The organism is Rugamonas sp. DEMB1 (assembly GCF_029834475.1).
GTDB classification, from domain to species: domain Bacteria; phylum Pseudomonadota; class Gammaproteobacteria; order Burkholderiales; family Burkholderiaceae_D; genus Rugamonas; species Rugamonas rubra.
The window spans coordinates 2,792,680-2,818,257 of record NZ_CP122407.1 but is presented as its reverse complement, the minus strand read 5'-3'; the positions used below and the strand labels follow the sequence as shown (position 1 = coordinate 2,818,257).

Genomic DNA, 25,578 nt, shown 5'->3' with positions numbered 1-25,578 from the left:
CGCGGCTTAGCCGACGAACTTGCGCGCGTTGCGGAACATGCGCATCCATGGCGAATCCTCGCCCCACGATTCCGGGTGCCAGGACTGCTGCACGGTGCGGAAGACGCGCTCGGCGTGCGGCATCATCACGGTGAAGCGGCCGTCGGCCGTGGTCACCGAGGTCAAGCCCTGCGGCGAACCGTTCGGGTTGTACGGATACGCTTCGGTGGCCGAACCACGGTTGTCGACGAAGCGCATCGCGGCGACCGCCTCGGCGATGTTGCCGGTCTGGCTGAAGTCGGCATAACCTTCGCCGTGGGCGATGGCGATGGCGCTCTGCGTGCCGGCCATGCCTTGGAAGAAGATCGACGGCGAGTCCTGCACTTCCACCATCGCGAAGCGGGCTTCGAACTTCTCCGACTTGTTGGTGGTGAACTTAGGCCAGGCGTGGGCGCCGGGGATGATGGACTTCAGATTGCTCATCATCTGGCAACCGTTGCAGACGCCCAGGCCGAAGCTGTCGCTGCGGCCGAAGAAGCGGGCGAACTGCTCGGCCAGCGCGGCGTTGAACAGGATCGTCTTGGCCCAGCCCTCGCCGGCGCCCAGCACGTCGCCGTAGGAGAAGCCGCCGACGGCGATGATGCCCTGGAAGTCGTCCAGCTTGACGCGGCCGGCGATGAGGTCGCTCATGTGCACGTCGACGGCGGTGAAGCCGGCTTGATGCATGACGTAAGCGGTTTCTATGTGCGAGTTGACACCCTGTTCGCGCAAGATCGCCACACGTGGACGCACCCCGGTGGCCAGGAACGGCGCCGCCACGTTGTCGGCCAGGTCGAAGCTGATCTTCGGCGTGATGCCGGGATCGTTCTCGTCCAGCAGACGGTCGTATTCGGCGTCGGCGCAGGATGGATTGTCGCGCAGGCGGGAGATGCGCCAGCTGGTTTCACTCCACAGGCGGTGCAGTTCGAAGCGCGGCTGGCTGTAGATGGTCTTGGCGTCGCGGGTGAACTCGATCACGCCACGGTCGTTCGGCTTGCCGATGATGTGGCTGCAGGCACCCAAGTTGAAGGTGCGCAACACGTCCATGACCAGCGACTTCTCTTCGGCGCGCACCTGGATGACCGCGCCCAGCTCCTCGCTGAACAGCGCGCGCAGGGTTTGCTCGTTGCGGCGCTCGGCGACCTGGCCGGCCCAGTTTTTGGCGTCGCCCTGGTCGGCGCCGTGGCCGGCTTCCAAGGTCAGGATGTCGAGGTTGATCGACAGGCCGGCGCGGCCGGCGAAGGCCATTTCCACCAGCGTGCCGTACAGGCCGCCGTCGGAACGGTCGTGGTAGGCCAGCAGCTTGCCGTCGCTGTTGAGTTGCTGGATGGCGGTGAAGAAGCCTTTCAGGTCTTCCGCGCTGTCGACGTCCGGCGTTTCATTGCCCAACTGGCCCATGACCAGCGACAGCGCCGAGGCGCCCATGCGGTTCTTGCCACGGCCCAGGTCGATCAAAATGATCGATGTTTCACCGGCGTCGGTCTGGATCTGCGGCGTCAGCGACTTGCGCACGTCGTACACGGGGGCGAAAGCCGAAACGATCAGCGACACCGGGCTGGTGACGGCCTTGGCCTCGTCGTTGGCGTCGTCGCGCCAGGTGGTGCGCATCGACAGCGAATCCTTGCCCACCGGAATGCTGATGCCCAGCGCCGGGCACAACTCCATGCCGACCGCCTTGACGGTGTCGAACAGGGCCGCGTCCTGGCCCGGTTGGCCGCAGGCGGCCATCCAGTTGGCCGACAGTTTGATGTCGGAAATATCCTTGATCGGCGCGGCGGCGATGTTGGTGATCGCCTCGCCGACGGCCATGCGGCCCGAGGCCGGCGCGTTGATGGCGGCCAGCGGGGTGCGCTCGCCCATCGACATCGCCTCGCCGAGGTAGCCCTCGAAGCTCATCGCGGTGACGGCGCAGTCGCCCACCGGCACTTGCCACGGGCCAACCATCTGGTCGCGCACGCTCATGCCGCCGACCGTGCGGTCGCCGATGGTGACCAGGAAGGACTTGTCGCCGACGGTGGGCAGCAGCAGCACGCGCTTGGCGGCCTCGTCCAGGTCGATGCCGGTCAGGTCGATGGCCGGGAAGTCGTTTTGTACGTGGTGCACGTCGCGCAGCATCTTCGGCGGCTTGCCCAGCAGAACGTCCATCGGCATGTCGACCGGTTCGTTGCCCAGTTCCGGGTCGATCAGCTTGAGCTGGCGTTCCTCGGTGGCCACGCCGACCACGGCGAACAGGCAGCGCTCGCGCTGGCACAGCGCCTGGAAGCCGGGCAGGCTCTCCGGCGCGATGGCCAGCACATAGCGTTCCTGCGATTCATTGCTCCAGATTTCCTTCGGCGCCATGCCGCTCTCTTCCAGCGGAATCTTGCGCAGGTCGAAGATCGCGCCGCGCTTGGCGTCGTTGGTGATCTCCGGGAAGGCGTTCGACAGGCCGCCGGCGCCGACGTCGTGGATCGAGATGATCGGATTGGCCGCGCCCAGCTGCCAGCAGCCGTTGATGACCTCCTGCGCCCGGCGTTCCATCTCGGGATTGCCGCGCTGCACGGAGTCGAAGTCCAGGTCGGCGGTGTTGCTGCCGGTGGTCATCGACGAGGCGGCGCTGCCGCCCATGCCGATGCGCATGCCGGGGCCGCCCAGCTGCACCAGCAGGCTGCCGACCGGAATGTCGTTCTTGTGGGTGTGCTGGCCGGAAATGTTGCCGATACCGCCGGCGATCATGATCGGCTTGTGGTAGCCCAGCACGGTGTCGTGCGCGCCGGCGAACTGGCGGCCGATGTTTTGCTCATAGGTGCGGAAGTAGCCGCCCAGCACCGGACGACCGAATTCATTGCTGAACGCGGCGCCGCCCAGCGGGCCTTCGATCATGATCTGCAGGGCCGAGGCGATGCGCTCCGGCTTGCCGTAGGCCTTGGCCGAGACGGTGCGCTCGGCCAGCGGCGCGGTGACGTCGGCGTCGTTTTCCCAGGCCTGGACGGCGCCCGGCAGCATCAGGTTCGACACGGTGAAGCCGGCCAGGCCGGCCTTCGGCTTGGCGCCGCGGCCGGTCGCGCCCTCGTCGCGGATCTCGCCGCCGGCGCCGGTGGAGGCGCCGGGGAATGGCGAAATCGCCGTCGGGTGGTTGTGCGTCTCGACCTTCATCAAGGTGTGCGTCAGCTCGCTCATGGCGCTGTACTCTTGGCCGGCGCCCTGCGGGAAGAAACGCATCACTTCGGCGCCTTCCATGATCGAGGAATTGTCGCTATAGGCGACGATGGTGCCTTTTGGCTGCAGTTGATGGGTGTTCTTGATCATCTGGAACAGCGACTTGTCCTGCGCCACGCCGTCGACGATCCAGTCGGCGTTGAAGATCTTGTGGCGGCAATGCTCGCTGTTGGCCTGCGCGAACATCATCAGTTCGACGTCGGTCGGGTTGCGGCCGGCCTTGGTGAAGGCGGCGTCCAGGTAGTCGATCTCGTCGTCCGACATGGCCAGGCCCAGGTCCGTGTTGGCTTTTTCCAGCGCGGCCTTGCCGGCGCCGAGCACGTCGATCGATTCGAGCGGGCGGGCGTCCAGGGTGCGGAACAGGCCGGCGGCCTCGTCCGGATGGCGCAGCACGGTCTCGGTCATGCGGTCGTGCAACAGCGCGGCGATGTCCTGCACCTGCGCGTCGCTCAGCTTCTTGGCCGCGCCGATGCTGCTGCCCAGAATGCCGGCCTTCAGGTTGACGCGGAAGGCGACGCCCCGTTCGACCCGCTTGATGTGGGCCATGCCGCAGTTGCGCGCGATGTCGGTGGCCTTCGAGGCCCACGGCGAAATGGTGCCGAAGCGCGGAATGACGAAGAACTCTTCGACCACGCCTTCGGCGTGCTCGGCGTGGGCCGGTTCGCCATAGGTCAGCAGCGCGCCGAGGCGGCTGCTGTCGTCTGCGCTCAGCGGGGCGCCGGCGTCGATGAAGTGGACAAAGCGCGCCTGGACCGCGACGACGGCGGGCAGCACGCCTTGCAGTTGGGTTAACAGGCGTTGGCTACGGAATGCGGACAGGGCGTTGGAGCCCGGCAGAATCAACATGGTTGGGAGATGGTTGATGCAGCGAGGCTGCGGATTAAAGGTAGATGTGGCACGAGTGGGTTTTGCTGAAATTCCTTTGCGCGCATTATACCTCTTCCGCCCCCCGCATAGCAGACGCCGGCTTGGCCGAAACTGCTCTGGAAGCAACATTTTTGCCATCTATTGCGCCAAAATCAAGCTTCCGCCGAGCAATCCCCCTGTTTTTCGCGCAAAAACGTATTACCTTGGAGTATGCTAGTTCGAAACTAGCTGACGCCTGCCGTTGATACATGACGTTGATACATGAGTAGCCGCGCAAAGCATGGCCGCCCGACCTACGAAAGTAAAAAATGCCAGATTATAGCGACCTGTCGGTGTTGATCGTCGACCCCAACCCGGGGATGCGCGCCAGCCTGCACAATATGCTGAACCTGTCGTCGATCAGCAAGATCGAGTACGCGGTCAGCTCGGGCACGGCGATCCGCCAACTGGGCAAGAAATCCTTCGACATCGTGCTCTGCGAGTACGACCTGGGCAGCGGCAGCAACGACAACGGCCAGGACGGCCAGCAGTTGCTCGAGGACTTGCGCCTGCACAAGCTGATCGGCCAGTGGACCATCTTCATCATGCTCACCTCGGAGGGCGTGTACAGCAAGGTCATCAGCGCGGCCGAGCTGACGCCGACCGACTACATCCTGAAACCCTTCACCGTCGACGTGCTCATCCAGCGCATCACCCGCGCCGTCGACCGCCGCGCCGTCTTCATGCCGGTGTTCCACCTGGTCGGCCTGGGCAATCTGCGCAAGGCCATCGCCAACTGCGGCGAGCTGGAGCTGCAGCATCCGCGCTACGCCATCGACTTCGCCCGCCTGCGCGCCGAGATGCACGTCACCCTCGAGGAGCTGGCCGAGGCGGCGCTGATCTACCAGACCATCCTGATGCAAAAGCCGCTGGGTTGGGCCCACCTGGGGCTGGCGCGCTGCCAGTACGGCCTGGGGCGCTACGAGGAGGCGCTGCAATCCCTCGACGCGCTGATCGAACACAACCCCAAGTTCATGGCCGCCTACGACCTGCTGGCCAAGACCCACGTGGCGATGGGCCAGGCGGTGCAGGCCAAAAAGATCCTCGAGGACGCCGTGGCGATCTCGCCGCACATGGTGGCTCGCCTGCGCCACCTGGGCGAGGTGGCCTTCGAGACGGGCGACGTCGGCGTCGCCGAGAAGGCCTTCAAGCAGGTGGTGGCCAAGGCCAAGTATTCCGAGTTCCGCGACCCGGAGGACCACGTCAACCTGGTCAAGACCCTGGTCAAGAAGGGCGACGCCAACCAGGCCGGCGGGGTGATCCGCGACCTCGAGCGTTCGCTGCGCGGCAACGCCAACACCGACGCCTGCCGCGCCATCGCCTCGGCCCTGCTGCAGGAGATGACCGGCAACCTGCCGGCCGCCGCCGCCGAGCTGGCCACCGCCGTCACCGCCGTCGGCACCAGCCGGGCCTGTCGACCGGGCTGAAGGTCGGCCTGGTGCACAGCTGCCTGAAGAACAAGCTCGACAGCCAGGCCTCGGAGTTGATGATCAACCTGATGAACGACACCGACAGCGGCATCACCACCGACGACGCGGTCGACGTGTTCGAGAAGGCCGGCCGCCACGATCTGGCGCAGGGGGTCGGCGACACCGTCGCCCGCCAGGTCCAGGAGCTGCTCACCGACGCCGCCGACCGGCGCAGCCAGGGCGACCTGCGCGCCGCCGTGGACGTGCTCAACATCGCGCTGCGCAAGACGCCGGGCAACGTGCCGCTGCTGGCGGCGGCCGCCTCGGCCATCCTCAAGCAGCTCGACGACCTGGGTTGGGAAGCGCCGCTGGGCGAGCGCTGCGGCCAGTTGATCGAGCGCGTGCGCAGCCTGGCGCCGACCCATCCGGCGCTGGCCACGCTGCACGCGCAATACACCGCGACCCAGCGCAAGTACGGCATTTCCACCACCGCCTGAACGCCGCGCCGAACCCAGGGCGCAAACCCAGGGTCAGACCCTAGGGTCTGACCCTGGATCTACGCCGCTGGGTTTGTTGGCACACCGGCGCCTTAGCTGAGCGTCCCCGCCCTACTCCGCCACGCCGTAGCCGCCACCGCCCGGCGTCTCGATGATGAACACATCGTCGACCTGCATCGCGCACTTGCCGATGTGCCCCAGCTCCTCGACGCTGCCGTCGCTGCGCTGCACCAGGTTGCGGCCGGTGGCGCCGGGCTCGCCGCCGGCCATGCCGAAGGGCGCGTGGACGCGGTTGTTCGACAAAATCGCCGCCGTCATCGGCTCGAGGAAGCGCACCTTGCGCACGCCGCCGTCGCCGCCGTGCCAGCGTCCCGCCCCGCCGGAACCGGCGCGGATCTCGTAGCTGTCCAGGCGCACCGGGAAGCGGAATTCGAGGATCTCGGGATCGGTCAGGCGCGAGTTGGTCATGTTCGTCTGCACCACGCTGGTGCCGTCGAAGCCCGGGCCGGCGCCGGAACCGCCGCTGATGGTCTCGTAGTACTGGTAGCGCTCGTTACCGAAGGTGAAGTTGTTCATCGTCCCCTGCGAGGCCGCCATCACGCCCAGCGCGCCGTACAGCGCGTTGGTGATGCAGGTCGAGGTTTCCACATTGCCCGACACGACCGAGGCCGGATAGTGCGGGTTGAGCATCGAGCCCGGCGGGATCAACACCTTGAGCGGCTTCAGGCAGCCGGCGTTGAGCGGAATGTCGTCGTCGACGAGCGTGCGGAACACGTACAGCACCGCCGCCATGCACACCGCCGACGGCGCGTTGAAGTTGTTCTCCAACTGCGCCGAGGTGCCGCTGAAGTCGATCTCGGCACTACGGTTGGCATGGTCGACCCGCAGCGCCACCTGGATCTGCGCGCCGTTGTCCAGCTGGACCGTGTAGCTGCCGTCGCCCAGCGTGCCGATGACGCGGCGCACCGCCTCCTCGGCGTTGTCCTGCACGTGGCCCATGTAGGCCAGCACCACCTCCAGGCCGAAGTGCGCGACCATCTTGCCCAGTTCGTCGACGCCCTTCTGGTTGGCCGCCACCTGGGCGCGCAGGTCGGCCATGTTCTGGTCGGGATTGCGCGCCGGGTAGGTGGCGCCGGTCAGCAGCGCGCGCGTCTCGGCCTCGCGCAGCTGGCCGCCGGCGGCGCCGTCGACCAGCTTGAAGTTGTTGATCAGGACGCCCTCCTCGACGATGCTGCGCGAGTCCGGCGGCATCGAGCCGGGCGTGGTGCCGCCGATGTCGGCGTGGTGGCCGCGCGAGCCGACGTAGAACAGGATGGCCGCGCCGGCCTGGTCGAACACCGGCGAGATCACCGTCACGTCGGGCAGGTGGGTGCCGCCGTGGTAGGGGTCGTTGAGCATGTAGACGTCGCCCGGCCGCATCTGGCCGGCGTTCGCCTGCATCACCGTCTTGATGCTCTCGCCCATCGAGCCCAGGTGCACCGGCATGTGCGGCGCGTTGGCGATCAGGTTGCCGGCGGCGTCGAAGATGGCGCAGCTGAAGTCGAGCCGCTCCTTGATGTTGACGGAGTAGGCGGTGTTCTGCAGGCGCAGGCCCATCTGCTCGGCGATCGACATGAACAGCTTGTTGAAGATCTCCAGCATCACCGGGTCGGCCGTGGTGCCGATGGCGCGCCGCGCCGGCAACGCCTCGACGCGGGTCAACACCAGGTGGTCGTTCGGCGTCACCTCGGCCTGCCAGCCCGGCTCCACCACGGTGGTGGCGTTGGCCTCGGCGATGATGGCCGGCCCCTTGACGATGTCGCCGATGCGCGTGTCGGCGCGCTGGTAGAGATTGGTGTCGCGCCATTTGCCGGCGCAGTACATCGGCACCACCGCGTGCGGCGCCAGGCCGCGCAGGCGCCGTGGCGCCGGTGTCACCGTCTCGGCCGGCGCGTCCGACTTGCCCAGCGCCTCGACCGAGACCGCCTCGACAATCAGCGCCTTGGCCGGCATCAGGAAGGAGAAGCGCTTCTTGTAGGCGGCCTCGAACTGCGCCTGCATCGCCGCCGGCGCGCCGAACAGCACGATCAGCGCCGAGTCGGTGCCCTCGTAGCGCAGGTGGACCCGCTCGATCAGGCTGATGCGCGCGTCCGCCACGCCCTGGTGCTGCAGCTCGGCGCGCGCCTGGCGGCCCAGCGCGTGCAGGCGCGCGGCCAGCTCGGCCTCGATCCCGCCGGCCAGCTTGAGCTCGACGGCCGCCTCGCGCATCGCGCTCTGGTCGGCCAGGCCCATGCCGTAGGCCGACATCACCCCGGCCAGCGAATGGACAAACACCGTCTTCATGCCCAGCGCGTCGGCCACCAGGCAGGCGTGTTGGCCGCCGGCGCCGCCGAAGCTGGTCAGGGTGTACTCGGTGACGTCGTGGCCGCGCTGCACCGAGATCTGCTTGATGGCGTTGGCCATGTTGCCCACGGCGATCTCGATATAGCCCTCGGCCACCTGCTCCGGGCTGCTGTGCCGGCCGGTGGCGACGCCGATGCGCGCGGCCAACAAGGCGAACTGGTGGCGCACCGTGGCCACGTCGAGCGGCTGGCGGCCTTCGGCGCCGAACAGCTGCGGGAAGTGGGCAGGCTGGATCTTGCCCAGCATGACGTTGCAGTCGGTGACGGCCAGCGGCCCGCCGCGGCGGTAGCTGGCCGGGCCGGGATTGGCGCCGGCGCTGTCCGGGCCGACGCGGTAGCGGCTGCCGTCGAAGTGCAAAATGGAGCCGCCGCCGGCGGCGACGGTGTGGATGCTCATCATCGGCGCGCGCATGCGCACGCCGGCCACCTGGGTCTCGAACACCCGTTCGAACTCGCCCGAATAGTGCGACACGTCGGTCGAGGTGCCGCCCATGTCGAAGCCGATCACCCGCTCGAAGCCGGCCAGGCGGCTGGCGCGCACCATGCCGACGATGCCGCCGGCCGGCCCGCTGAGAATGCTGTCCTTGCCATGGAAGGTGCGCGCGTCGGTCAGGCCGCCGTTGGACTGCATGAACTGCAGGTTCACCCCGGGCAGCTCGACGGCGACCTGCTCGACGTAGCGCCGCAGGATCGGCGACAGGTAGGCGTCGACCACGGTGGTGTCGCCGCGCGCCACCAACTTCATCAGCGGGCTGACCTGGTGCGACACCGAGACCTGGGTGAAGCCGATCTCGCGCGCCATCTCGGCCACCTTGGCCTCGTGGGCGTGGTAGCGGTAGCCGTGCATGAAGACGATGGCCAGCGAGCGCAGTCCCTGCTCGTACAACGCCTGCAAGGCGGCGCGGGCGCCATCGGCGGCCAGCGGCGTGACCAGTTCGCCGTGCGCGCCGATCCGCTCGTCGATCTCGACCACGTGCTGGTAGAGCAGCTCGGGCAGCACGATGTGGCGGTCGAACAAGCGCGGCCGGTTCTGGTAGGCGATGCGCAGCGCGTCGCGGAAGCCGCGCGTGACGGCCAGCGCGGTGGCCTCGCCCTTGCGCTCCAACAGCGCGTTGGTGGCCACCGTGGTGCCCATCTTCACCGCCTCGATGCGCTCGACCGGAATCGGCGCCTTGGCGGCCACGCCCATCAGGTGGCGGATGCCGGCGATGGCGGCGTCGCGGTACAGCTCCGGATTTTCCGACAGCAGCTTGTGGGTGCGCAGGCTGCCGTTGGGCAGGCGCGCCACGATGTCCGTAAAGGTACCGCCCCGGTCGATCCAGAATTGCCAATCCATGCACACCTCGCCATGTTGAAAGAATAGCTATTGTAGTGCTAGAGACCGCCGTTGCGCAGGCGGCACAGCCGCACCGGACAAATTATTTCCATGCCATATTTGTATTATCATTAAGACAGACCGCGCGCCGCGCCATGGATCGATTAACATACACACTCCACGGGCACATCATAGGCACATCGACGCCACGGGCGCCGCGCGCCGCCGCGCCAGCAGAACCCGCAGAAGCCGCAACAACCGATGCGCTCGCCAGCGCGAGCACGCCCACCAACCAGCCGGTAGAGCCGATGAATCCACTGTACAGCGTCGCCGAGATCCGCGCCATCGAACAACGGGCCGCGCCCCTGCTGCCGCCCGGCGCCCTGATGCAAAGGGCCGGCCAGGCCGGCGCCAACGCCGCGCTCGACCTGCTGCCCTTTTCCACCTCCAAGGCCCGGGTGCTGATCCTGGCCGGCCCCGGCAACAACGGCGGCGACGCGCTGGAGACGGCGGCCCACCTGGCCCACGCCGGCGCCCAAGTCAGCGTGCTGCACTTCGCCCCGGCCGGCGCGGCCGCGCCGGAGCGCGAGGCGGCGCTGCAACGGGCCCGCCTCAGCGACGCCCGCTTCGTCGACCTCGACGGCGCCGCCATCGGCGCCACGCCGTGGAGCCTGGTGGTCGACGGCCTGTTCGGCATCGGCCTGCAACGCCCGCTCGACGGCGCCCTGCGCAGCGTGGTCGAGACCATCAACCGGCTCGACTGCCAGGTGCTGGCGCTGGACCTGCCCAGCGGCCTGGACGCCGACACCGGCGCCATCGTCGGCCCGGACGGCGTGGCCGTGCGCGCCAGCCACACCATCACCTTCATCGGCGACAAGCCCGGCCTGCACACCTGCGACGGGCGCGACCACGCCGGCCTGGTCGACGTGTCGCGGCTGGACCTGGAGCCGGCGCTGCTGCCGCCGACGCGCACGCACATGAACGCCGTCGAGTTCTTCGCCCGCCACCTGCACAAGCGCAGCCACAACAGCCACAAGGGCAGCTTCGGCGACCTGGCGGTGCTGGGCGGCGCGCACGGCATGAGCGGCGCGCCGATTTTGGCGGCGCGCGCCGCGCTGCACAGCGGCGCCGGCCGCGTCTTCGTCGCCTTCGCCGAGGACGCGCCGGCCTACGACAGCGCGCAGCCCGAGCTGATGTGCCGCCTGGCGGCCGACTTCGACCTCGACAGCGCGACCCTGGTGGTCGGCCCCGGCCTGGGCACGGCGCGCCTGTCGCAGGAGCTGCTGGCGCGCGCGCTGGCCAGCGGGCGCGCCCTGCTGGCCGACGCCGACGCCCTCAACATGCTCGCCGCCGACGCCGCGCTGCTGCAACAGCTGGCGCGGCGCGCCGCGCCGACCGTGCTGACGCCGCATCCGCTGGAGGCGGCCCGCCTGCTCGGCGTGACGGCGGCCGAGGTGCAGGCCGACCGCATCGGCGCGGCGCGCCGGCTGGCCGAGCGCTGCCGCGCCATCGTCGTCTTGAAGGGATCGGGCACGGTGATCGCGCAGCCGGACGGCGCCGTCGTCATCAACGGCACCGGCAACCCGGCGCTGGCCACGGCCGGCACCGGCGACGTCTTGTCCGGCCTGTGCGGCAGCCTGCTGGCGCAGGGCTGGCCGGCCTGGGAGGCGGCGCTGGCCGCCGTCTGGCTGCACGGCATGGCGGCCGACGTGCTGGTCACCGAGGGCAGCGGGCCGATCGGCCTGGCCGCCGGCGAGTTGATCCCGGCGATCCGCGTCGCCCTCAACCGCATGGTGCAGTACCAGGCGCACTAGATGCGCCGGGGCGTTGGCCTCGGGGCTTTAAGACGCCAGGAATGCCCAATCCACCCAGTTGCGTCAAGCCAGGGTCAGACCCTAGGGTCTGACCCTCGATTTCCACCGTTGGGTGGTGTTGTAGCCGCTGGCGCCTTAACTGCTCGCCGAGGCCTCAGACCAGGCGGCCGGCGGCGATGGTGATGGTGCGGCCGCAGCGCGCCGCGATGTGCGGATCGTGCGTCACCAGCACCAGGGTCGAGCCGCGCTCGCGGTTCAATTCGAACATCAGCTGTATCACCGCCTCGCCGGTGGCCGCGTCCAGGCTGCCGGTGGGCTCGTCGGCGAACAACAGCGGCGGCGCCGTGACGAAGGCGCGCGCCAAGGCCACGCGCTGCTGCTCGCCGCCCGACAGATACTTCGGATAATGGCCCAGCCGCGCCGCCAGATTGACCCGTCCCAGCATCGCCTCGGCCTTGGCGCGCGCCTGCGCGTCGCCGCGCAGTTCGAGCGGCAGCATGACGTTCTCCAACGCCGTCAAATGGGCCAGCAGCTGGAAGGACTGGAACACAAAGCCCAGCTGTTCCATGCGCAGCTTGGCGCGGCCGTCCTCGTCGAGGGCGAAAATATCCACGCCGGCCAGCTCCACCTTGCCGCCGCTGGGCGTGTCCAGGCCGGCCAGCAGGCCCAGCAAAGTCGACTTGCCCGAGCCGGACGCCCCGACAATTGCCAACGTCTCGGCCGGTTGCACTGTAAAATCGAGTGGATGCAGGATCGTCAGCTCGCCGCCGGCGTCGGCGACGCGCTTGCTCAAGCCGCTGACGGCGATTGCCGGCGCGCGCGCCGTGGCCGCCGCCGACTGGCCGGAAGCGGCGCTGCGGGTGGCCGCAGCCGGCGCATCTGGAATGAAACTGGAAGTCGCTGGAGGGAACTCTGGCATGCTGATTATGGATGATTATGCTGAATAAACTGATGAAGCTCGTGACAAGCCGGGTGGCGCTGGCCGCCCTGCTGTTGTTGACCGGCGCCGCAAGCGCCCATTCTGCACCAAAAACCGTCCTCGTGCTGGGCGACAGCCTATCGGCCGAATACGGCCTGAGCCGGGGCGCCGGCTGGGTCGCCCTGGCCGAGCGCCGCCTCAAGAGCGACAACATCGACGCCGCCATCGTCAACGCCAGCATCAGCGGCGAGACCACCAGCGGCGGCCGCACCCGCCTGCCGGCCCTGCTGGAGAAATACCAACCGGCGCTGGTGGTGATCGAACTGGGCGCCAACGACGGCCTGCGCGGCCTGCCGGTGGCCGCCGCCGAGGCCAATCTGCGCGCCATGGCCGCCGCCGCCCGCCAGGCCAACGCCCGCGTGCTGCTGGTCGGCATGCGCATGCCGCCCAACTACGGCCGCGACTACGCCGACAAGTTCTTCGCCATGTACGCCGGCTTGAGCAAGGAGCTCAAGGCGCCGCTGGTGCCCTTCATGCTCGAAGGCGTGGCCGACAAGGCCCAGCTGTTCCAGCCCGACCGTCTGCACCCGACGGCCGAGGCGCATCCCATCATCCTCGCCAACATTTGGCCGTCCCTACAGAAACTACTGAAACCACGATGAAGTATCCCGCACTACTCAGCTTTGAAGACATCCTGCCGCAACTGGAACAGTTCGACACCATCATCGACGCCCGCAGCCCCGGCGAGTACGCCCTAGACCACCTGCCCGGCGCCATCAACTGCCCGGTGCTCGACGACGCCCAACGCATCCAGGTCGGCACGCTGTACAAGCAGGTCAACGCCTTCGAGGCGAAGAAGATCGGCGCCGCGCTGGTGGCCAAGAACATCGGCCATTACATCGAAACGCTGTGGCTGGACAAGCCGCGCGACTGGAAGCCGCTGGTCTACTGCTGGCGCGGCGGCAACCGCAGCGGCTCGATGGCCCACATCATGGCCAAGATCGGCTGGCCGGTGGTGCAGCTCGACGGCGGCTACAAGGCCTTCCGCAACCACGTCGCCGCCGCGCTGGAGGTGCCGCCGGCGCTGTCGTTCCGCGTCGTCTGCGGCACCACCGGCAGCGGCAAGAGCCGCCTGCTCGAGGTGATGCACGCCGACGGCGCCCAGGTGCTCGACCTGGAGCAGCTGGCGGCCCACCGCGGCTCGGTGCTGGGCGACCTGCCCAGCCGGCCGCAGCCGAGCCAGAAGGCCTTCGAGACCAGCATCTGGCACGCGCTGCGCCACTTCGACCCGGCGCGGCCCGTGTTCGTCGAATCGGAAAGCAAAAAGGTCGGCCAGTTGCGCGTGCCGGCGGCGCTGATGGACAGCATGCGCGCCTCGCCCTGCGTCGCCTTGACGCTGTCGCGCGCCAACCGCGTGCGCCTGCTGATGGAGGACTACGCCCACTTCACCCAGGACGCCGCCGCCCTCAACACCCAGCTCGAGTGCCTGGCGCTGCTGCACGGCCGCGAAAAGATCAGCCGCTGGCAGCAGATGGCCAACGCCGGCGACATGGCGCCGCTGGTCGAGGAGCTGCTGGCCGACCACTACGACCCGGCCTACCTGCGCTCGATCAACCGCAACTTCACCTTGTACGACCAGGGCACCGCGCTGGAGCTCGACGACATCACGCCGGCCGACTTCCTGGCGGCGGCCCGCCGTCTGCAGCCGCCGGCCGACTAGGCGCGTCCCCGAGCTCGTCCCCAACCGCGTCCCAATACGGCGGCGCGCCGAACCCGGCGCGCAAATGGGCGATGAACAATTGCGCCTTGGCGGCGTGCGAGCGGCCGGGCATGCGCACCGCGTGGATGGCCGGCTGCGGTGTCGCGCCCTTGTCCGCCGTGTCGGGGAACAGCTGCAGCAGTTGCCCCGCCGCGATGGGCTCGCTGACCATCCAACTGGCCAGGTGCGCCACGCCGACGCCGGCCAGCGCCGCCTGCAACAGGGTTTCCGTGTCGTCGCAGCGCAAATTGCCGCGCACCGGCAGCGCCGCGTTGCCGTTGACGCCGGCAAAACACCACCAGCCCTGCGGCACCGGCAGTGTCGCCACGCTCAGGCAGTTGTGCTGCAATAGTTCCTGCGGCATGGCCGGGCGGCCGTGCCGCGCCAGGTAGGCCGGGCTGGCGCAGGCCAGCCGTCGCATCGGCGCCAGCCGGGTGGCGACCAAATCACTGTCAGGCAACACGCCGATGCGGATCGCCACGTCCACGCGCTGCGCCGTCAGGTCGACCATCTGGTCGCTGAGATGGAGGTCGATTTCCAGCAGGGGGTATTGCTGGAGAAAGCTCAGAACGGCAGGCGCGACGTGGCGCCGGCCGAACGACGACGGCGCGGTGACGGTCAACACACCGCGCGGTTCCGCGTGCGATTCGGCAAACGCATCCTTGGCGTCGTCGAGTTCGGCGATGATGGCGCGCGCCCGTGGCAAAAACTGTTCGCCGGCGTCCGTCAGCAAGAGCATGCGCGTGCTGCGGTGCAATAGCTTGACGCCCAACTCCTTTTCCAGCGCGTCGATTTTGCGCGACACGGACGAGACGGCGACAGCGGAACCGCGCGCCACCTGCGACAGGCTGCCGGCCGCCGCCACGGCAAGAAATATCCGTATTCCATCCAACATCTGACGCCTTTCGTTTTGCCGAATACGCAAAGATCAATTGCAAATTGATGCATTGTGCCAGTTTTTGCAAAGACCTACAATTTGCGTCATCGACAACCATCTGCCCCAGGGCCGGAAAGGAAACACCATGTTTCAACCCACATTGACCAAGATCGCCCGTGCCACCGCGCTGCTGGCGACGATGACCTTGCTCGCCGCCAGCGGCAACCCGGCGATGGCCGCCGCGCCGATGGCAAAGGTTTCCGCACCCGGCTACTTCCGTATGATGCTCGGCAACTTTGAAGTGACCGCGCTCAGTGACGGCACGGTGGACTTGCCGGTCGACCAGTTGTTGATGGAGCCGCCCGCCAAGACCAAGCAAGCCCTGGCGGCGCAGTTCCTCTCGGCACCGCTGGAAACCTCCGTCAACGCCTACCTGATCAACACCGGCAGCTCGCTGGTGCTGGTCGATACCGGCGCCGCCGGCCTGTTCGGCCCCACGCTGGGCAAGCTGGTCGCCAATCTGAAGGCGTCCGGTTACGAGCCTGCGCAGATCGACGAAGTCTATCTGACCCACCTGCACCCCGACCACGTCGGCGGGCTGGTCGCCAACGGCATGCTGGCATTTCCAAACGCGAAGGTGCGGGCCGACCGGCTCGATGCGGAATTCTGGTTGAGCGAAGCCAACTTGGCCAAGGCGCCGGAAGCGGCCAAGGGTTTCTTCCAAGGCGCGATGAGTTCGCTCAACCCCTACGTGGCGGCCGGCAAGTTCGTCCCGTTCGCCGGCGATACCGATTTGCTGCCGGGCATAAAATCCTCGTCGAGCTACGGCCATACCGCCGGGCACACCAATTATGTGATCGAAAGCCAGGGCAAAAAGCTGGTGTTGGTGGGCGACCTGATCCACGTTGCCGCCGTACAGTTCGGCAATCCCGCTGTGACGATCGTCTTCGATGGCGCGCCCAAGGCAGCCGCTGCGGCGCGCGCCAAGGCGTTCACACAGGCGGCCAAGGAAGGCACGCTGGTGGGCGCCTCGCACCTGCAGTTCCCCGGACTGGGGCACCTGCGCAGCAGCGGCAAGCGCTACGAATGGCTGCCGGTGAACTACACGCAGCTGCGCTGAGCGGCACGTTGATCCGGGCGCGCCCTCCCCTGGCACTGCACTAGCACTGCACTAGCACCGGCGCGGCCGCGACTGGCGCTGGATGCTCATCAGGATGCCGCAGCCCAGCCCCAGCGTCATCAAGGCCGTGCCGCCGTAGCTGATGAAGGGCAGCGGCACGCCGACCACCGGCACGATGCCGCTGACCATGCCGATGTTGACGAAGGCGTAGGTGAAGAAGATCATCGTGATCGCGCCGGCCAGCAGGCGCGAAAACGCGGTGCTGGCGTTGGCGGTGATCTGCAGGCCGCGCAGAACCAGCAGAAAATACATCACCAGCAAGGCCAAATTGCCGGCCAGACCGAACTCTTCCGCGTACACGGAGAAAATGAAGTCGGTCGAGCGTTCCGGCAGGAAGCCCAGACGGCCCTGGGTGCCCTCCATCCAACCCTTGCCGGCCACCCCGCCCGAGCCGATGGCGATGCCGGCCTGCAGCACCTGGAAGCCCTTGCCCAGCGGATCGGCCGAGGGGTCGATCAAGGTCATCACGCGGTTGCGCTGGTAGTCGTGCAGCAGCGGCCAGGCCAGCGGCAAGCTCAGCACCACTGTCGCCGCCATCCCCGCCATCGCCTTCCACGACAAGCCGGCCAGAATGATCACATAGCCGCCGGCCGCCAACACCAGCAAGGCGGTGCCCAGGTCGGGCTGCTTCATGATCAATACCACCGGCACCAGCAGCAGCAAGCTCGCCACCAGGAAAGCCTTCCAGCGCCGCATGCCGGCGTATTGGTGGAAGAACCAGGCCAGCATCAGCGGCATGGCGATCTTCATGATTTCGGAGGGCTGGATGTCGACGCCGACATGCAGCCAGCGCTTCGCCCCCTTCTTGCTCACGCCGATCAGGAACACCGCCACCAACAGCGCCACGCCAAAGCCGTAGATCGCCGCCGCATGGCGCATCAACACCTGCGGCGGCACGTTCGCCACCACCCACATCACGCCCAGCGCCACCAGCATGTGGCGCAGCTGCGAGGCGAAGCGGCCGGGGAAGTCCATGCTGGCCGAGTACAGCGTCAGCAAGCCGGTCGACATCAACAACACGATGCACAGCGCCAAAGGCGCGTCCACCACCAGATAGGGCCGCAGGCGGTGCCATAGCGCGCCAGGGCCGCCACCGGATGCGCCAAGGCTCAGCGAGCGCATCATTGCATCGCCTGCAACCACACCAGGCGCGCGCTCAACGCCGCCAGACCGAGCACCGCGATCACCGCCAATACAAAAAGGCGGCGCCGGAAGCGTTGCGCCTCGTCGTCGGGGTGTGGGGTCTTGCTCATGCGTTCCTCGCTGCGGTGGATGGTGGCGTGGAAATCACGCGGCCTTGGGGGAGCGAGATTATCGCAGGCAACAGACCTCTTGCGTTGGCCATCCGATATCTTTTTTTATCAACAGTACGTTCGCGCTGCGGCCGCACCTGGCCCGGCGTTCGGGCAAAAGACCAGGCAACAAAAAAGCCGCTCGAAAGCGGCTTCTTGTTTGCTGCGGCGGCGCTTACTTGGCGTCGCCCTCGGTCTTCGCTTCGCTGCTCGCCACGGCGATCGGCTTGACGATCTTGACCTTGGCCTTGTGCTTGAGCACTTCGACGTAGTCGTGCATCTCTTGCTGGGCCAGGATGTTGGCGATCTGGTCCTGCTCCGACTTGCGGCGCGCCTCGTCCTGCGCGGCCGGCTGCTGCACCTTGGCGATGCGGTAGATGCCGTAGCCCAGGCCCGGCACGTCGACACCGACATAGGCCGGCAGCTTGCTGGTGTCCGCCTTCATCACTTGCAACACGGCGGCGCCGTTGATGCCCTCGGCCTTGGCGCGCGACACCAGCTTGCTGGCGCCGAAACCGGTGGCTTCGCCCGACTTGCGCAGCGCGGCCAGCTTGTCCTCGCCGGCCTTCTTGGCCAGTTTCACGGCTTCTTCCATCGTCACGCGCTGACGGATCAGGGCGTCGACTTCGGCCAGCGGACGCTTGCTGGCCGGCTTGTATTCCAGCACGCGGCCGGCGATCAGGGTGCTAGGCGCCACTTCGACGGCTTCGGTGTTGCGTTTGTTCTTCAAGGTGTCGTCGGCGAACAAGGCGGTCAGGAACTTGGCGTTGTTGAACGGCGCGGTGCCCAGTTGCGGCGACGGCTTGCGGCTCAGGCCGGCAACGGTTTCCACTTTCAGCTTCAGCTTGTCGGCCGCCGGCTTCAGGCTGTCGGCTTGCTCGTAGACGGTGTTGGTGAAGGCTTCGGCCAGTTCCGAGTACTTCTTGGCGGCTTTTTGCTTCTTCAGCTCGGCGGCGATCTCGCCCTTCACCTCATCCAGCGGCTTGATGGTCGAGGCTTTCAGCGAGGTCACGGTGATGATGTGGAAACCGAATTCCGACGCCACCAGCTCGCTGATCTCGCCCTGCTTGAGTTTGAAGATGGCGTCCTCGACCGGCTTGACCAGCGAGCCCTTGCTGATCACGTCCAGGTCGCCGCCCAGTTCGGCCGAGCCCGGATCTTCCGATTTCGCCTTGGCGATCTTGGCGAACTCGGCCGGCGCTTTGCGCACCTCGGCCAGGATGGCTTCGGCCTTGGCCTTGGCGGCGGCCTTGTCGGCGGCGCTGGCGTCCTTCTTCACGGCGACCAGGATGTGGCTGGCGCGGCGCGTTTCCTCGCTGGCGTAGCGCTTCTGGTTCTGCTCGTAGTAGGCGGCCACGTCGGCGTCGTTGACGGCGATCTGGTCCTGCACGGCGTCGCTGTTGAACAGCACGTATTCGATCTTGGCCTGCTCCGGCACCTCGAAGAACTTGCTGTTCTTGTCGTAGAAGGCCTTGACCATCTCGTCGGTGACTTTGACCTGCGGCAGGAACTCGGCCACCGGCAACACCAGCTCCTGCACCTCGCGCTCCTGCGCGCCGATGTCGGAGACGACCTTGGCGACGGTGCGCGGCACGAAGGCGGTGCCCTCGATGGCGGTGGTCAGCTGCTGCAGGGCCAGGTCGCGGCGCATGCGGGCGTCGTTCTGCGCCGGCGTGATACCTTGCGCGCCCAGGATCGCCTTGTAGCGCTCCATGTCGAACTTGCCGTCGGCGCCGAACACTTCCAGGATGGACTTCTGCAAGGTGGCGTCGCTGATGGTCAGGTGGCTGCGCGCCACCTCGGCGCCGACGGCGCGCTCGGCGATCAGCGAATCAAGGATGTTTTGCTTGAACTCGGGGGTGTCGAACAGCTTCTGGTCGAACTGCGCGCCCATCCGCTGGCGATAGCTCTCGAGCTGGTTGCGCAGCGCCGACTCGAACTCCTGCTGGGTCAGCGCATGGCCGTCGATCTTGGCGATGGTGCTGGCGTCGTCGCCGAAACCGCTGTAGCTGCTGATGCCGACCAGCGCGAAGGACGGAACGATGAGCAACATCAGGAAAAACTGCATCAAGCGTTGATGGGTGCGGATAAATTCAAACATGGTCAGCCAATTCGGATTGAGTGGAACTTGCACATACAAAAAAAGGCGAACTTTCGTTCGCCTCTTCTGGATCTGGCGGAATGGACGGGTAAGCTAAAACTTCGCCCACTTCCCCTTTAAATTCAACGACTTGCACGGCACACTGAACGAAGAACATGCCGGAAAAATCGGTATCACGCGATTTTACAGTGCGGCTACCGCGATAGCAAGGGTAAATCATTGGCAAAACGCCCACGTTGCGCCGGAAAAGATAATCGCCCCGGCCCGCCGCGATACTGCGCCGCCGGGAATATCGTCGTGGCGGCGGCATAAACGAAAAAGCCCTGCAAGCGATTAAGCTTGCAGGGCTTTCATGTTCTGGCGGAGCGGACGGGACTCGAACCCGCGACCCCCGGCGTGACAGGCCGGTATTCTAACCAACTGAACTACCGCTCCAGATACTGCTGTACTACGTGCTCGGCTTGGTAGGGGCTGAGAGGCTCGAACTCCCGACCTACGCCTTGTAAGGGCGCCGCTCTACCAACTGAGCTAAGCCCCCAATCGAACAACCCGGCGACAGCTGGGAAAACCGCAGCTGCCCACCGAAGTCCGTTAGTTTACAGCATCCTTCAAAGCTTTGCCAGCTTTAAATTTAGGGACCTTAGCTGCATCGATCTGGATCGCTTCTTTCGTGCGCGGATTGCGGCCGGTACGGGCAGCGCGTTCGCTCACGGAGAAAGTGCCAAAGCCGACCAGGGTGACGCTGTCGTTCTTTTGCAGAGTTGTTGTTACACCGTCGATCACCGCATCCAGCGCGCGCGCCGCAGCCGCTTTCGAAATATCAGCGGATTGGGCAATATGGTCGATCAATTCAGTCTTATTCACTAGCTTCCCCGTCACAAAGGTTTATATCGTTTTACCGCCAGATTCCGTTTTAAACAAAACCGCCGGCAGAGAAAAATCTCAGGCCGTATTAAACAAGCCACACTCCCCTCGTGTCAAGCGCTTTACCCGTGGAAATGGGCTTTAAATAACAAACAAGCGCTACTAGAGCGCTTGTTTGGGCATTGGCAGATGCTAAAAGTTAGTGTTTTACTACTTCGCCCTGGCCGTCCACCTTGACGGCGGCGGCCGCGACGGCCTCCACCGCGGGCACTTCCACCAGCGCCTCGGGCATGCGCTCGAGGGCGATTTCCAGGACTTTGTCGATCCAACGCACCGGCACGATCTCCAGTTTGTTCTTCACGTTGTCCGGGATTTCGGCCAGATCCTTGACGTTTTGCTCAGGGATCAGCACGGTCTTGATGCCGCCGCGATGCGCCGCCAACAGCTTCTCCTTCAGACCGCCGATCGGCAACACCTCGCCACGCAGCGTGATCTCGCCGGTCATCGCCACGTCGGCGCGCACCGGGATGCCGGTGAACACCGACACCAAGGCCACCGTCATCGCCGCGCCGGCCGATGGGCCGTCCTTCGGCGTCGCGCCCTCCGGCACGTGGATGTGGATGTCGCTCTTCTCGAACACGTCGGACTTGATGCCCAGGCGCGCCGCACGGCTGCGCACCACGGTGCGGGCCGCCTCGATCGACTCCTTCATCACGTCGCCCAGGGTGCCGGTGCGGATGATGCCGCCCTTGCCCGGCATCTGCACCGCCTCGATGGTCAGCAGATCGCCGCCCACCTCGGTCCAGGCCAGACCGACCACCTGGCCAACCTGGTTTTCCTTCTCGGCGACACCGAAATCGTAGCGGCGCACGCCCAAGAACTTGTCCAGGTTCTTGCTGTTGACGATGACCTTCTTCTCGGTCTTCTTCAGCAGCAGCATCTTGACCACCTTGCGGCAGATCTTCGACACTTCGCGCTCGAGCGAACGGACGCCGGCTTCGCGGGTGTAGTAGCGGATGATGTCGCGCAGGGCCGACTCGGCCACCGAGATTTCCTCTTCCTTCAGACCGTTGTTCTTGATCTGCTTCGGCAGCAAATAGCGCTGCGCGATGCTGGTCTTCTCGTCCTCGGTGTAGCCGGACAGGCGGATCACTTCCATCCGGTCGAGCAGCGCCGGCGGAATGTTGTACGAGTTCGAGGTGGCCACGAACATCACATCGGACAGGTCGAAGTCGACCTCGATGTAGTGGTCCGAGAACGTGTGGTTCTGTTCCGGATCGAGCACCTCGAGCAGGGCCGACGACGGGTCGCCGCGGAAATCGGCGCCCATCTTGTCGACCTCGTCGAGCAGGAACAAGGGATTGCGCACGCCGACCTTGGCCAGCGATTGCAGGATCTTGCCCGGCATGGAGCCGATGTAGGTGCGGCGGTGGCCACGGATCTCGGCCTCGTCACGCACGCCGCCGAGCGCCATCCGCACGAACTTGCGGTTGGTGGCGCGGGCGATCGACTGGCCCAGCGAGGTCTTGCCGACGCCCGGAGGACCGACGAAGCACAGGATGGGCGCCTTCAGCTTGTCGACGCGTTGTTGCACCGCGAGGTATTCCAGGATGCGTTCCTTGACCTTGTCGAGGCCGTAGTGGTCGCCCTCCAACACCTTCTCGGCGTTGGTCAGGTCGTTGTTGACCTTGGACTTCTTCTTCCACGGCAGGCTGACCAGGGTGTCGATGTAGTTGCGCACCACGGTGGCCTCGGCCGACATGGGCGACATCAGCTTGAGCTTTTTCAACTCGGCGGTGGCCTTGTCGAGCGCCTCCTTCGGCATCTTGGCGGAGACCACCTTCTTCTCCAACTCGTCGAGGTCGGCGCCGTCCTCGCCCTCGCCCAGTTCCTTCTGGATCGCCTTGACCTGTTCGTTCAGGTAGTACTCGCGCTGGGATTTCTCCATTTGGCGCTTGACGCGGCCACGGATGCGCTTTTCCACCTGCAGAATGTCGAGTTCGCCTTCCAGTTGGCCGAGCAGGTGCTCAAGGCGCTTGGCGACGCTGAAGATCTCCAGGATGACCTGCTTTTGCTCGAGCTTGAGCGGCAGGTGGGCCGCGACGGTGTCGGCCAGGCGGCCGGCGTCGTCGATGCCCGACAGCGAGGCGAGGATCTCCGGCGGGATTTTTTTGTTGAGTTTGACGTACTGGTCGAACTGCTGAACGATGGCGCGGCGCATCGCTTCGATCTCCGAATCGTCGCCCAGCTCGGATTCGAGCGGCGTGATGTCGGCCACGAAGTGCGACGGCGTGTCGGTGATGCGCTTGATGCGGGCGCGCTGGGCGCCTTCGACCAGCACCTTGACGGTGCCGTCCGGCAGTTTCAGCATTTGCAGAATATTGGCCACGCAACCGATTTCGTAGATATCGGAGGCAGAAGGTTCGTCCTTGGCGGCGGCTTTTTGGGCGGCAAGCATGATGCTCTTGCCCTGCTCCATAGCCGCTTCCAGCGCCTTGATCGATTTTGGGCGCCCTACGAACAGCGGTATCACCATATGCGGGAAAACTACAACGTCCCGCAACGGCAATAACGGCAGTTGAGTTTGCTCAGTTAATTTGGAAGTTGTCATGGCGTACCTTATGAGAATGCGTGTTTATGATGTGGGCACTCATCTGCCAAATCACAAGACGGCGGTCGGAAATAATTCTCAGAACAATTAAACATTGCCTGAAGCCTTGGCTGCCGCGCTCTAAACGAATGCAACTTAAATAAAAAAGCCACGCGCGGCAGATCTGTCGCGAGTGGCTTTCCGACTGAAGCCTGCATTCTTTTATTGATTTAAATTGTACCGCCTCGCCCCACGGATGCGAAATATTTTTTCACATCTGTGCGGACGATGTCGAATACGTATTTAATTCTCGCCCGAGGCCTTGGCCGGTTCCTGATAAATCAATAACGGCTTGGCGCCACTGGTGATGGTGTTCTCGTCGATCACCACCTTGGTGACGTTCTGCTCGTTGGGCAGTTCGTACATCACGTCGAGCAGCGCGTGCTCGAGGATGGAGCGCAGGCCGCGGGCGCCGGTCTTGCGCGCCAGGGCCTTTTTGGCGATGGCGTGCAGCGCGGCCGGACGGATCTCCAGCTCGGCGCCTTCCATGTCGAGCAGCTTCGAGTACTGTTTGACCAGGGCGTTCTTCGGCTCGATCAAAATCTGGATCAGCGCCTCCTCGGTCAGCTCGGACAAGGTGGCCACCACCGGCAGACGGCCGACCAGCTCGGGGATCAGGCCGAACTTGATCAGATCCTCCGGTTCGGCTTCCAGCAGCACGTCGCTGGCGGAGCGCTCGGACTTGCTCTTCACGCTGGCCGAGAAGCCGATGCCGCTCTTCTCGGAACGGTTGGAGATCACCTTGGCCAGGCCGTCGAAGGCGCCGCCGCAGATGAACATGATGTTGGTCGTGTCGATCTGCACGAAGTCCTGGTTGGGGTGCTTGCGGCCGCCCTGTGGCGGCACCGAGGCCATGGTGCCCTCGATCAGTTTCAGCAGCGCCTGCTGCACGCCCTCGCCCGAGACGTCGCGTGTGATCGACGGGTTGTCCGACTTGCGCGAGATCTTGTCGATCTCGTCGATGTAGACGATGCCGCGCTGGGCCTTCTCGACATCGTAGTTGCAGCTTTGCAACAGTTTCTGGATGATATTCTCGACATCCTCGCCCACGTAGCCCGCTTCGGTCAGCGTGGTGGCGTCGGCGATGACGAAGGGCACGTTGAGCATGCGCGCCAGGGTCTGCGCCAGCAGGGTCTTGCCGGAGCCGGTGGGGCCGACCAGCAGGATGTTGCTCTTGGCCAGTTCGATGTCGTCTTTTTTGCCCAGGTGCTTGAGCCGCTTGTAGTGGTTGTACACCGCCACCGACAAGATGCGCTTGGCCGTTTGCTGGCCGATCACGTACTGGTCGAGCAGATCCTTGATTTCATGCGGGGTCGGCAGGTCGGACTTGGCGCCGGCGACCGACTCGATGGCCGAGGTTTCATCGCGGATGATGTCATTGCACAGGTCAATGCATTCGTCGCAGATGAATACCGACGGGCCGGCGATGAGTTTCTTTACCTCGTGCTGGCTCTTGCCGCAAAACGAGCAGTACAGTAATTTTTCGCCGCTGGAGGATTTTTTGTCTGACATGGGGCAGTTTTCTTTGGTTTAGCAGTGGGGGTGTTGCTGTTGCCGGAAAGCATGTTTGCCACGGAAAATACCGCGCGTAACCACCATGCTACCCGAAATGAAAACGAAACGCCCGAACGATTGATCGTCCGGGCGTTTTTTTAGCAATACCGCTTGGGACGCATCAAGCGCGGCTGGTCAACACTTTGTCGATCAAACCGTACTCCGCGGCCTCGTCGGCGGACAGGAAGCGGTCGCGGTCCGTGTCCTTGGCGATCTGCTCGACCGTTTGGCCGGTGCGTTCCGCCAGGATGCTGTTCAGGCGATGGCGCAGGTACAGGATTTCCTTGGCCTGGATCTCGATGTCGGACGCCTGGCCCTGCGAGCCACCGGACGGCTGGTGGATCATAATGCGCGAGTTCGGCAGCGAGAAGCGCTTGCCCTTGGCGCCGGCGGCCAGCAGGAAGGCGCCCATCGAGGCGGCCATGCCGGTGCACAGCGTCGAGACGTCGGGCTTGATGAACTGCATCGTGTCGAAGATGGCCATGCCGGCCGAGACCGAGCCGCCAGGCGAGTTGATGTAGAGCGAGATGTCCTTGTCGGGATTTTCGCTCTCCAGGAACAACAGCTGGGCGACGATCAGGTTCGCCATCTGGTCGTTGACGGGGCCAACCATGAAGATCACGCGCTCCTTGAGCAGGCGCGAATAGATGTCGTAGGAGCGCTCGCCGCGGCCGCTCTGTTCGACCACCATCGGCACCAGGCCGAGCATTTGTGTGTCCAGCGCCGGATTTCGGTTCATACCAGTCATTCCTTTTCCTTGTGAAGCAGCCAGGTTCGATTGCCAGACGGCCTCGCGGCAACCACCCCGCCCGGGGGCGGAGGACTGCCGGAGACCGTCCTTATT

The 25,578-nt window shown here is 65.6% G+C and carries 18 protein-coding genes and 2 tRNA genes; 7 read left to right on the top strand and 13 right to left on the bottom strand.

The window, feature by feature from the left end:
• Positions 1-6 precede the first annotated feature (6 nt).
• On the bottom strand, positions 7-4,062 hold the full coding sequence (gene purL, locus QC826_RS12750) for a phosphoribosylformylglycinamidine synthase (protein WP_279765937.1): 4,056 nt from the start codon (positions 4,060-4,062) through the stop codon (positions 7-9).
• A 329-nt stretch (positions 4,063-4,391) separates the two neighbouring features.
• On the opposite strand from purL, the gene QC826_RS12745 reads away from it, so the two are divergent.
• Together QC826_RS12745 and QC826_RS31265 are read left to right on the top strand one after the other, a co-directional pair.
• Positions 4,392-5,549, top strand: coding sequence for a tetratricopeptide repeat protein (locus QC826_RS12745; RefSeq protein WP_313872860.1), 1,158 nt, complete (start codon positions 4,392-4,394; stop codon positions 5,547-5,549).
• Between the two features lie 11 nt (positions 5,550-5,560).
• A complete protein-coding gene (locus tag QC826_RS31265) occupies positions 5,561-6,028 on the top strand; it encodes a hypothetical protein (protein ID WP_313872859.1) in 468 nt (155 codons plus the stop codon).
• Positions 6,029-6,139: 111 nt separating this feature from the next.
• On the opposite strand, the gene QC826_RS12740 is transcribed toward QC826_RS31265, so the two are convergent.
• Positions 6,140-9,745: a hydantoinase B/oxoprolinase family protein gene (locus QC826_RS12740; protein ID WP_279765936.1), complete on the bottom strand. Its 3,606-nt coding sequence runs from the start codon at positions 9,743-9,745 to the stop codon at positions 6,140-6,142.
• 287 nt (positions 9,746-10,032) lie between these two features.
• Between QC826_RS12740 and QC826_RS12735 the strand changes: the two genes are divergently transcribed.
• A complete protein-coding gene (locus QC826_RS12735; RefSeq protein ID WP_279765935.1) occupies positions 10,033-11,538 on the top strand; it encodes an NAD(P)H-hydrate dehydratase in 1,506 nt (501 codons plus the stop codon).
• A gap of 154 nt (positions 11,539-11,692) precedes the next feature.
• Here the strand turns inward: QC826_RS12735 and QC826_RS12730 are convergent, their stop codons facing one another.
• Complete coding sequence (locus QC826_RS12730) at positions 11,693-12,331, bottom strand: ABC transporter ATP-binding protein (protein ID WP_279765934.1); 639 nt, start codon at positions 12,329-12,331, stop codon at positions 11,693-11,695.
• Between QC826_RS12730 and QC826_RS12725 the strand changes: the two genes are divergently transcribed.
• The 3 genes from QC826_RS12725 to mnmH are packed head-to-tail and all read left to right on the top strand — an operon-like array spanning position 12,324 to position 14,177.
• On the top strand, positions 12,324-12,485 hold the full coding sequence (locus QC826_RS12725) for a hypothetical protein (RefSeq protein ID WP_279765933.1): 162 nt from the start codon (positions 12,324-12,326) through the stop codon (positions 12,483-12,485). The two genes, QC826_RS12730 and QC826_RS12725, sit on opposite strands and share 8 nt — an antisense overlap.
• Before the next feature lie 4 nt (positions 12,486-12,489).
• Positions 12,490-13,119 (top strand): arylesterase, encoded by a 630-nt coding sequence (locus tag QC826_RS12720; protein WP_279765932.1) that lies wholly within the window; start codon positions 12,490-12,492, stop codon positions 13,117-13,119.
• Complete coding sequence (mnmH, locus tag QC826_RS12715) at positions 13,116-14,177, top strand: tRNA 2-selenouridine(34) synthase MnmH (protein WP_279765931.1); 1,062 nt, start codon at positions 13,116-13,118, stop codon at positions 14,175-14,177. Before QC826_RS12720 ends, mnmH begins: the two co-directional genes overlap by 4 nt.
• Here mnmH and QC826_RS12710 read toward each other — a convergent pair.
• Positions 14,122-15,111, bottom strand: coding sequence for a LysR family transcriptional regulator (locus QC826_RS12710; RefSeq protein WP_279765930.1), 990 nt, complete (start codon positions 15,109-15,111; stop codon positions 14,122-14,124). The two genes, mnmH and QC826_RS12710, sit on opposite strands and share 56 nt — an antisense overlap.
• Positions 15,112-15,238: 127 nt before the next feature.
• On the opposite strand from QC826_RS12710, the gene QC826_RS12705 reads away from it, so the two are divergent.
• Positions 15,239-16,213, top strand: coding sequence for an MBL fold metallo-hydrolase (locus QC826_RS12705; protein ID WP_409567877.1), 975 nt, complete (start codon positions 15,239-15,241; stop codon positions 16,211-16,213).
• Positions 16,214-16,264: 51 nt separating this feature from the next.
• On the opposite strand, the gene rodA is transcribed toward QC826_RS12705, so the two are convergent.
• The 9 genes from rodA to clpP form a co-directional block, all read right to left on the bottom strand.
• Positions 16,265-17,398 carry a rod shape-determining protein RodA gene (rodA, locus tag QC826_RS12700; protein WP_279765929.1) on the bottom strand — a complete coding sequence of 378 codons (1,134 nt, stop codon included), beginning with the start codon at positions 17,396-17,398 and terminating at the stop codon, positions 16,265-16,267.
• Positions 17,395-17,526 (bottom strand): hypothetical protein, encoded by a 132-nt coding sequence (locus QC826_RS12695; RefSeq protein WP_279765928.1) that lies wholly within the window; start codon positions 17,524-17,526, stop codon positions 17,395-17,397. The genes rodA and QC826_RS12695 overlap by 4 nt, the downstream gene beginning before the upstream one ends.
• Before the next feature lie 214 nt (positions 17,527-17,740).
• Entirely contained in the window at positions 17,741-19,666 is a 1,926-nt protein-coding gene (locus QC826_RS12690) for a SurA N-terminal domain-containing protein (protein ID WP_279765927.1), read from the bottom strand.
• A 358-nt stretch (positions 19,667-20,024) separates the two neighbouring features.
• Positions 20,025-20,101: transfer RNA gene (locus QC826_RS12685), tRNA-Asp, on the bottom strand.
• 27 nt (positions 20,102-20,128) lie between these two features.
• Positions 20,129-20,204: transfer RNA gene (locus QC826_RS12680), tRNA-Val, on the bottom strand.
• A gap of 53 nt (positions 20,205-20,257) precedes the next feature.
• Positions 20,258-20,545: an HU family DNA-binding protein gene (locus tag QC826_RS12675; RefSeq protein ID WP_370593101.1), complete on the bottom strand. Its 288-nt coding sequence runs from the start codon at positions 20,543-20,545 to the stop codon at positions 20,258-20,260.
• A gap of 184 nt (positions 20,546-20,729) precedes the next feature.
• Positions 20,730-23,141: an endopeptidase La gene (lon, locus tag QC826_RS12670; RefSeq protein WP_279765926.1), complete on the bottom strand. Its 2,412-nt coding sequence runs from the start codon at positions 23,139-23,141 to the stop codon at positions 20,730-20,732.
• Between the two features lie 282 nt (positions 23,142-23,423).
• A complete protein-coding gene (gene clpX / locus QC826_RS12665) occupies positions 23,424-24,692 on the bottom strand; it encodes an ATP-dependent Clp protease ATP-binding subunit ClpX (protein ID WP_093390312.1) in 1,269 nt (422 codons plus the stop codon).
• 163 nt (positions 24,693-24,855) lie between these two features.
• Entirely contained in the window at positions 24,856-25,473 is a 618-nt protein-coding gene (clpP, locus tag QC826_RS12660; RefSeq protein ID WP_174900670.1) for an ATP-dependent Clp endopeptidase proteolytic subunit ClpP, read from the bottom strand.
• Between the last annotated feature and the right edge of the window lie 105 nt (positions 25,474-25,578).

What these genes read in the sequence shown, in the direction of transcription:
- QC826_RS12705 (WP_409567877.1), top strand. Translation starts at nt 15,239, where the DNA reads ATGTTTCAACCCACATTGACCAAGATCGCCCGTGCCACCGCGCTGCTG.
- mnmH (WP_279765931.1), top strand. Translation starts at nt 13,116, where the DNA reads ATGAAGTATCCCGCACTACTCAGCTTTGAAGACATCCTGCCGCAACTG.
- lon (WP_279765926.1), bottom strand. Translation starts at nt 23,141, where the DNA reads ATGACAACTTCCAAATTAACTGAGCAAACTCAACTGCCGTTATTGCCG.
- QC826_RS12740 (WP_279765936.1), bottom strand. Translation starts at nt 9,745, where the DNA reads ATGGATTGGCAATTCTGGATCGACCGGGGCGGTACCTTTACGGACATC.
- QC826_RS12720 (WP_279765932.1), top strand. Translation starts at nt 12,490, where the DNA reads ATGAAGCTCGTGACAAGCCGGGTGGCGCTGGCCGCCCTGCTGTTGTTG.
- QC826_RS12710 (WP_279765930.1), bottom strand. Translation starts at nt 15,111, where the DNA reads ATGTTGGATGGAATACGGATATTTCTTGCCGTGGCGGCGGCCGGCAGC.
- clpP (WP_174900670.1), bottom strand. Translation starts at nt 25,473, where the DNA reads ATGAACCGAAATCCGGCGCTGGACACACAAATGCTCGGCCTGGTGCCG.
- QC826_RS12695 (WP_279765928.1), bottom strand. Translation starts at nt 17,526, where the DNA reads ATGAGCAAGACCCCACACCCCGACGACGAGGCGCAACGCTTCCGGCGC.
- purL (WP_279765937.1), bottom strand. Translation starts at nt 4,062, where the DNA reads ATGTTGATTCTGCCGGGCTCCAACGCCCTGTCCGCATTCCGTAGCCAA.
- QC826_RS12745 (WP_313872860.1), top strand. Translation starts at nt 4,392, where the DNA reads ATGCCAGATTATAGCGACCTGTCGGTGTTGATCGTCGACCCCAACCCG.
- QC826_RS12690 (WP_279765927.1), bottom strand. Translation starts at nt 19,666, where the DNA reads ATGTTTGAATTTATCCGCACCCATCAACGCTTGATGCAGTTTTTCCTG.
- rodA (WP_279765929.1), bottom strand. Translation starts at nt 17,398, where the DNA reads ATGATGCGCTCGCTGAGCCTTGGCGCATCCGGTGGCGGCCCTGGCGCG.
- clpX (WP_093390312.1), bottom strand. Translation starts at nt 24,692, where the DNA reads ATGTCAGACAAAAAATCCTCCAGCGGCGAAAAATTACTGTACTGCTCG.
- QC826_RS12735 (WP_279765935.1), top strand. Translation starts at nt 10,033, where the DNA reads ATGAATCCACTGTACAGCGTCGCCGAGATCCGCGCCATCGAACAACGG.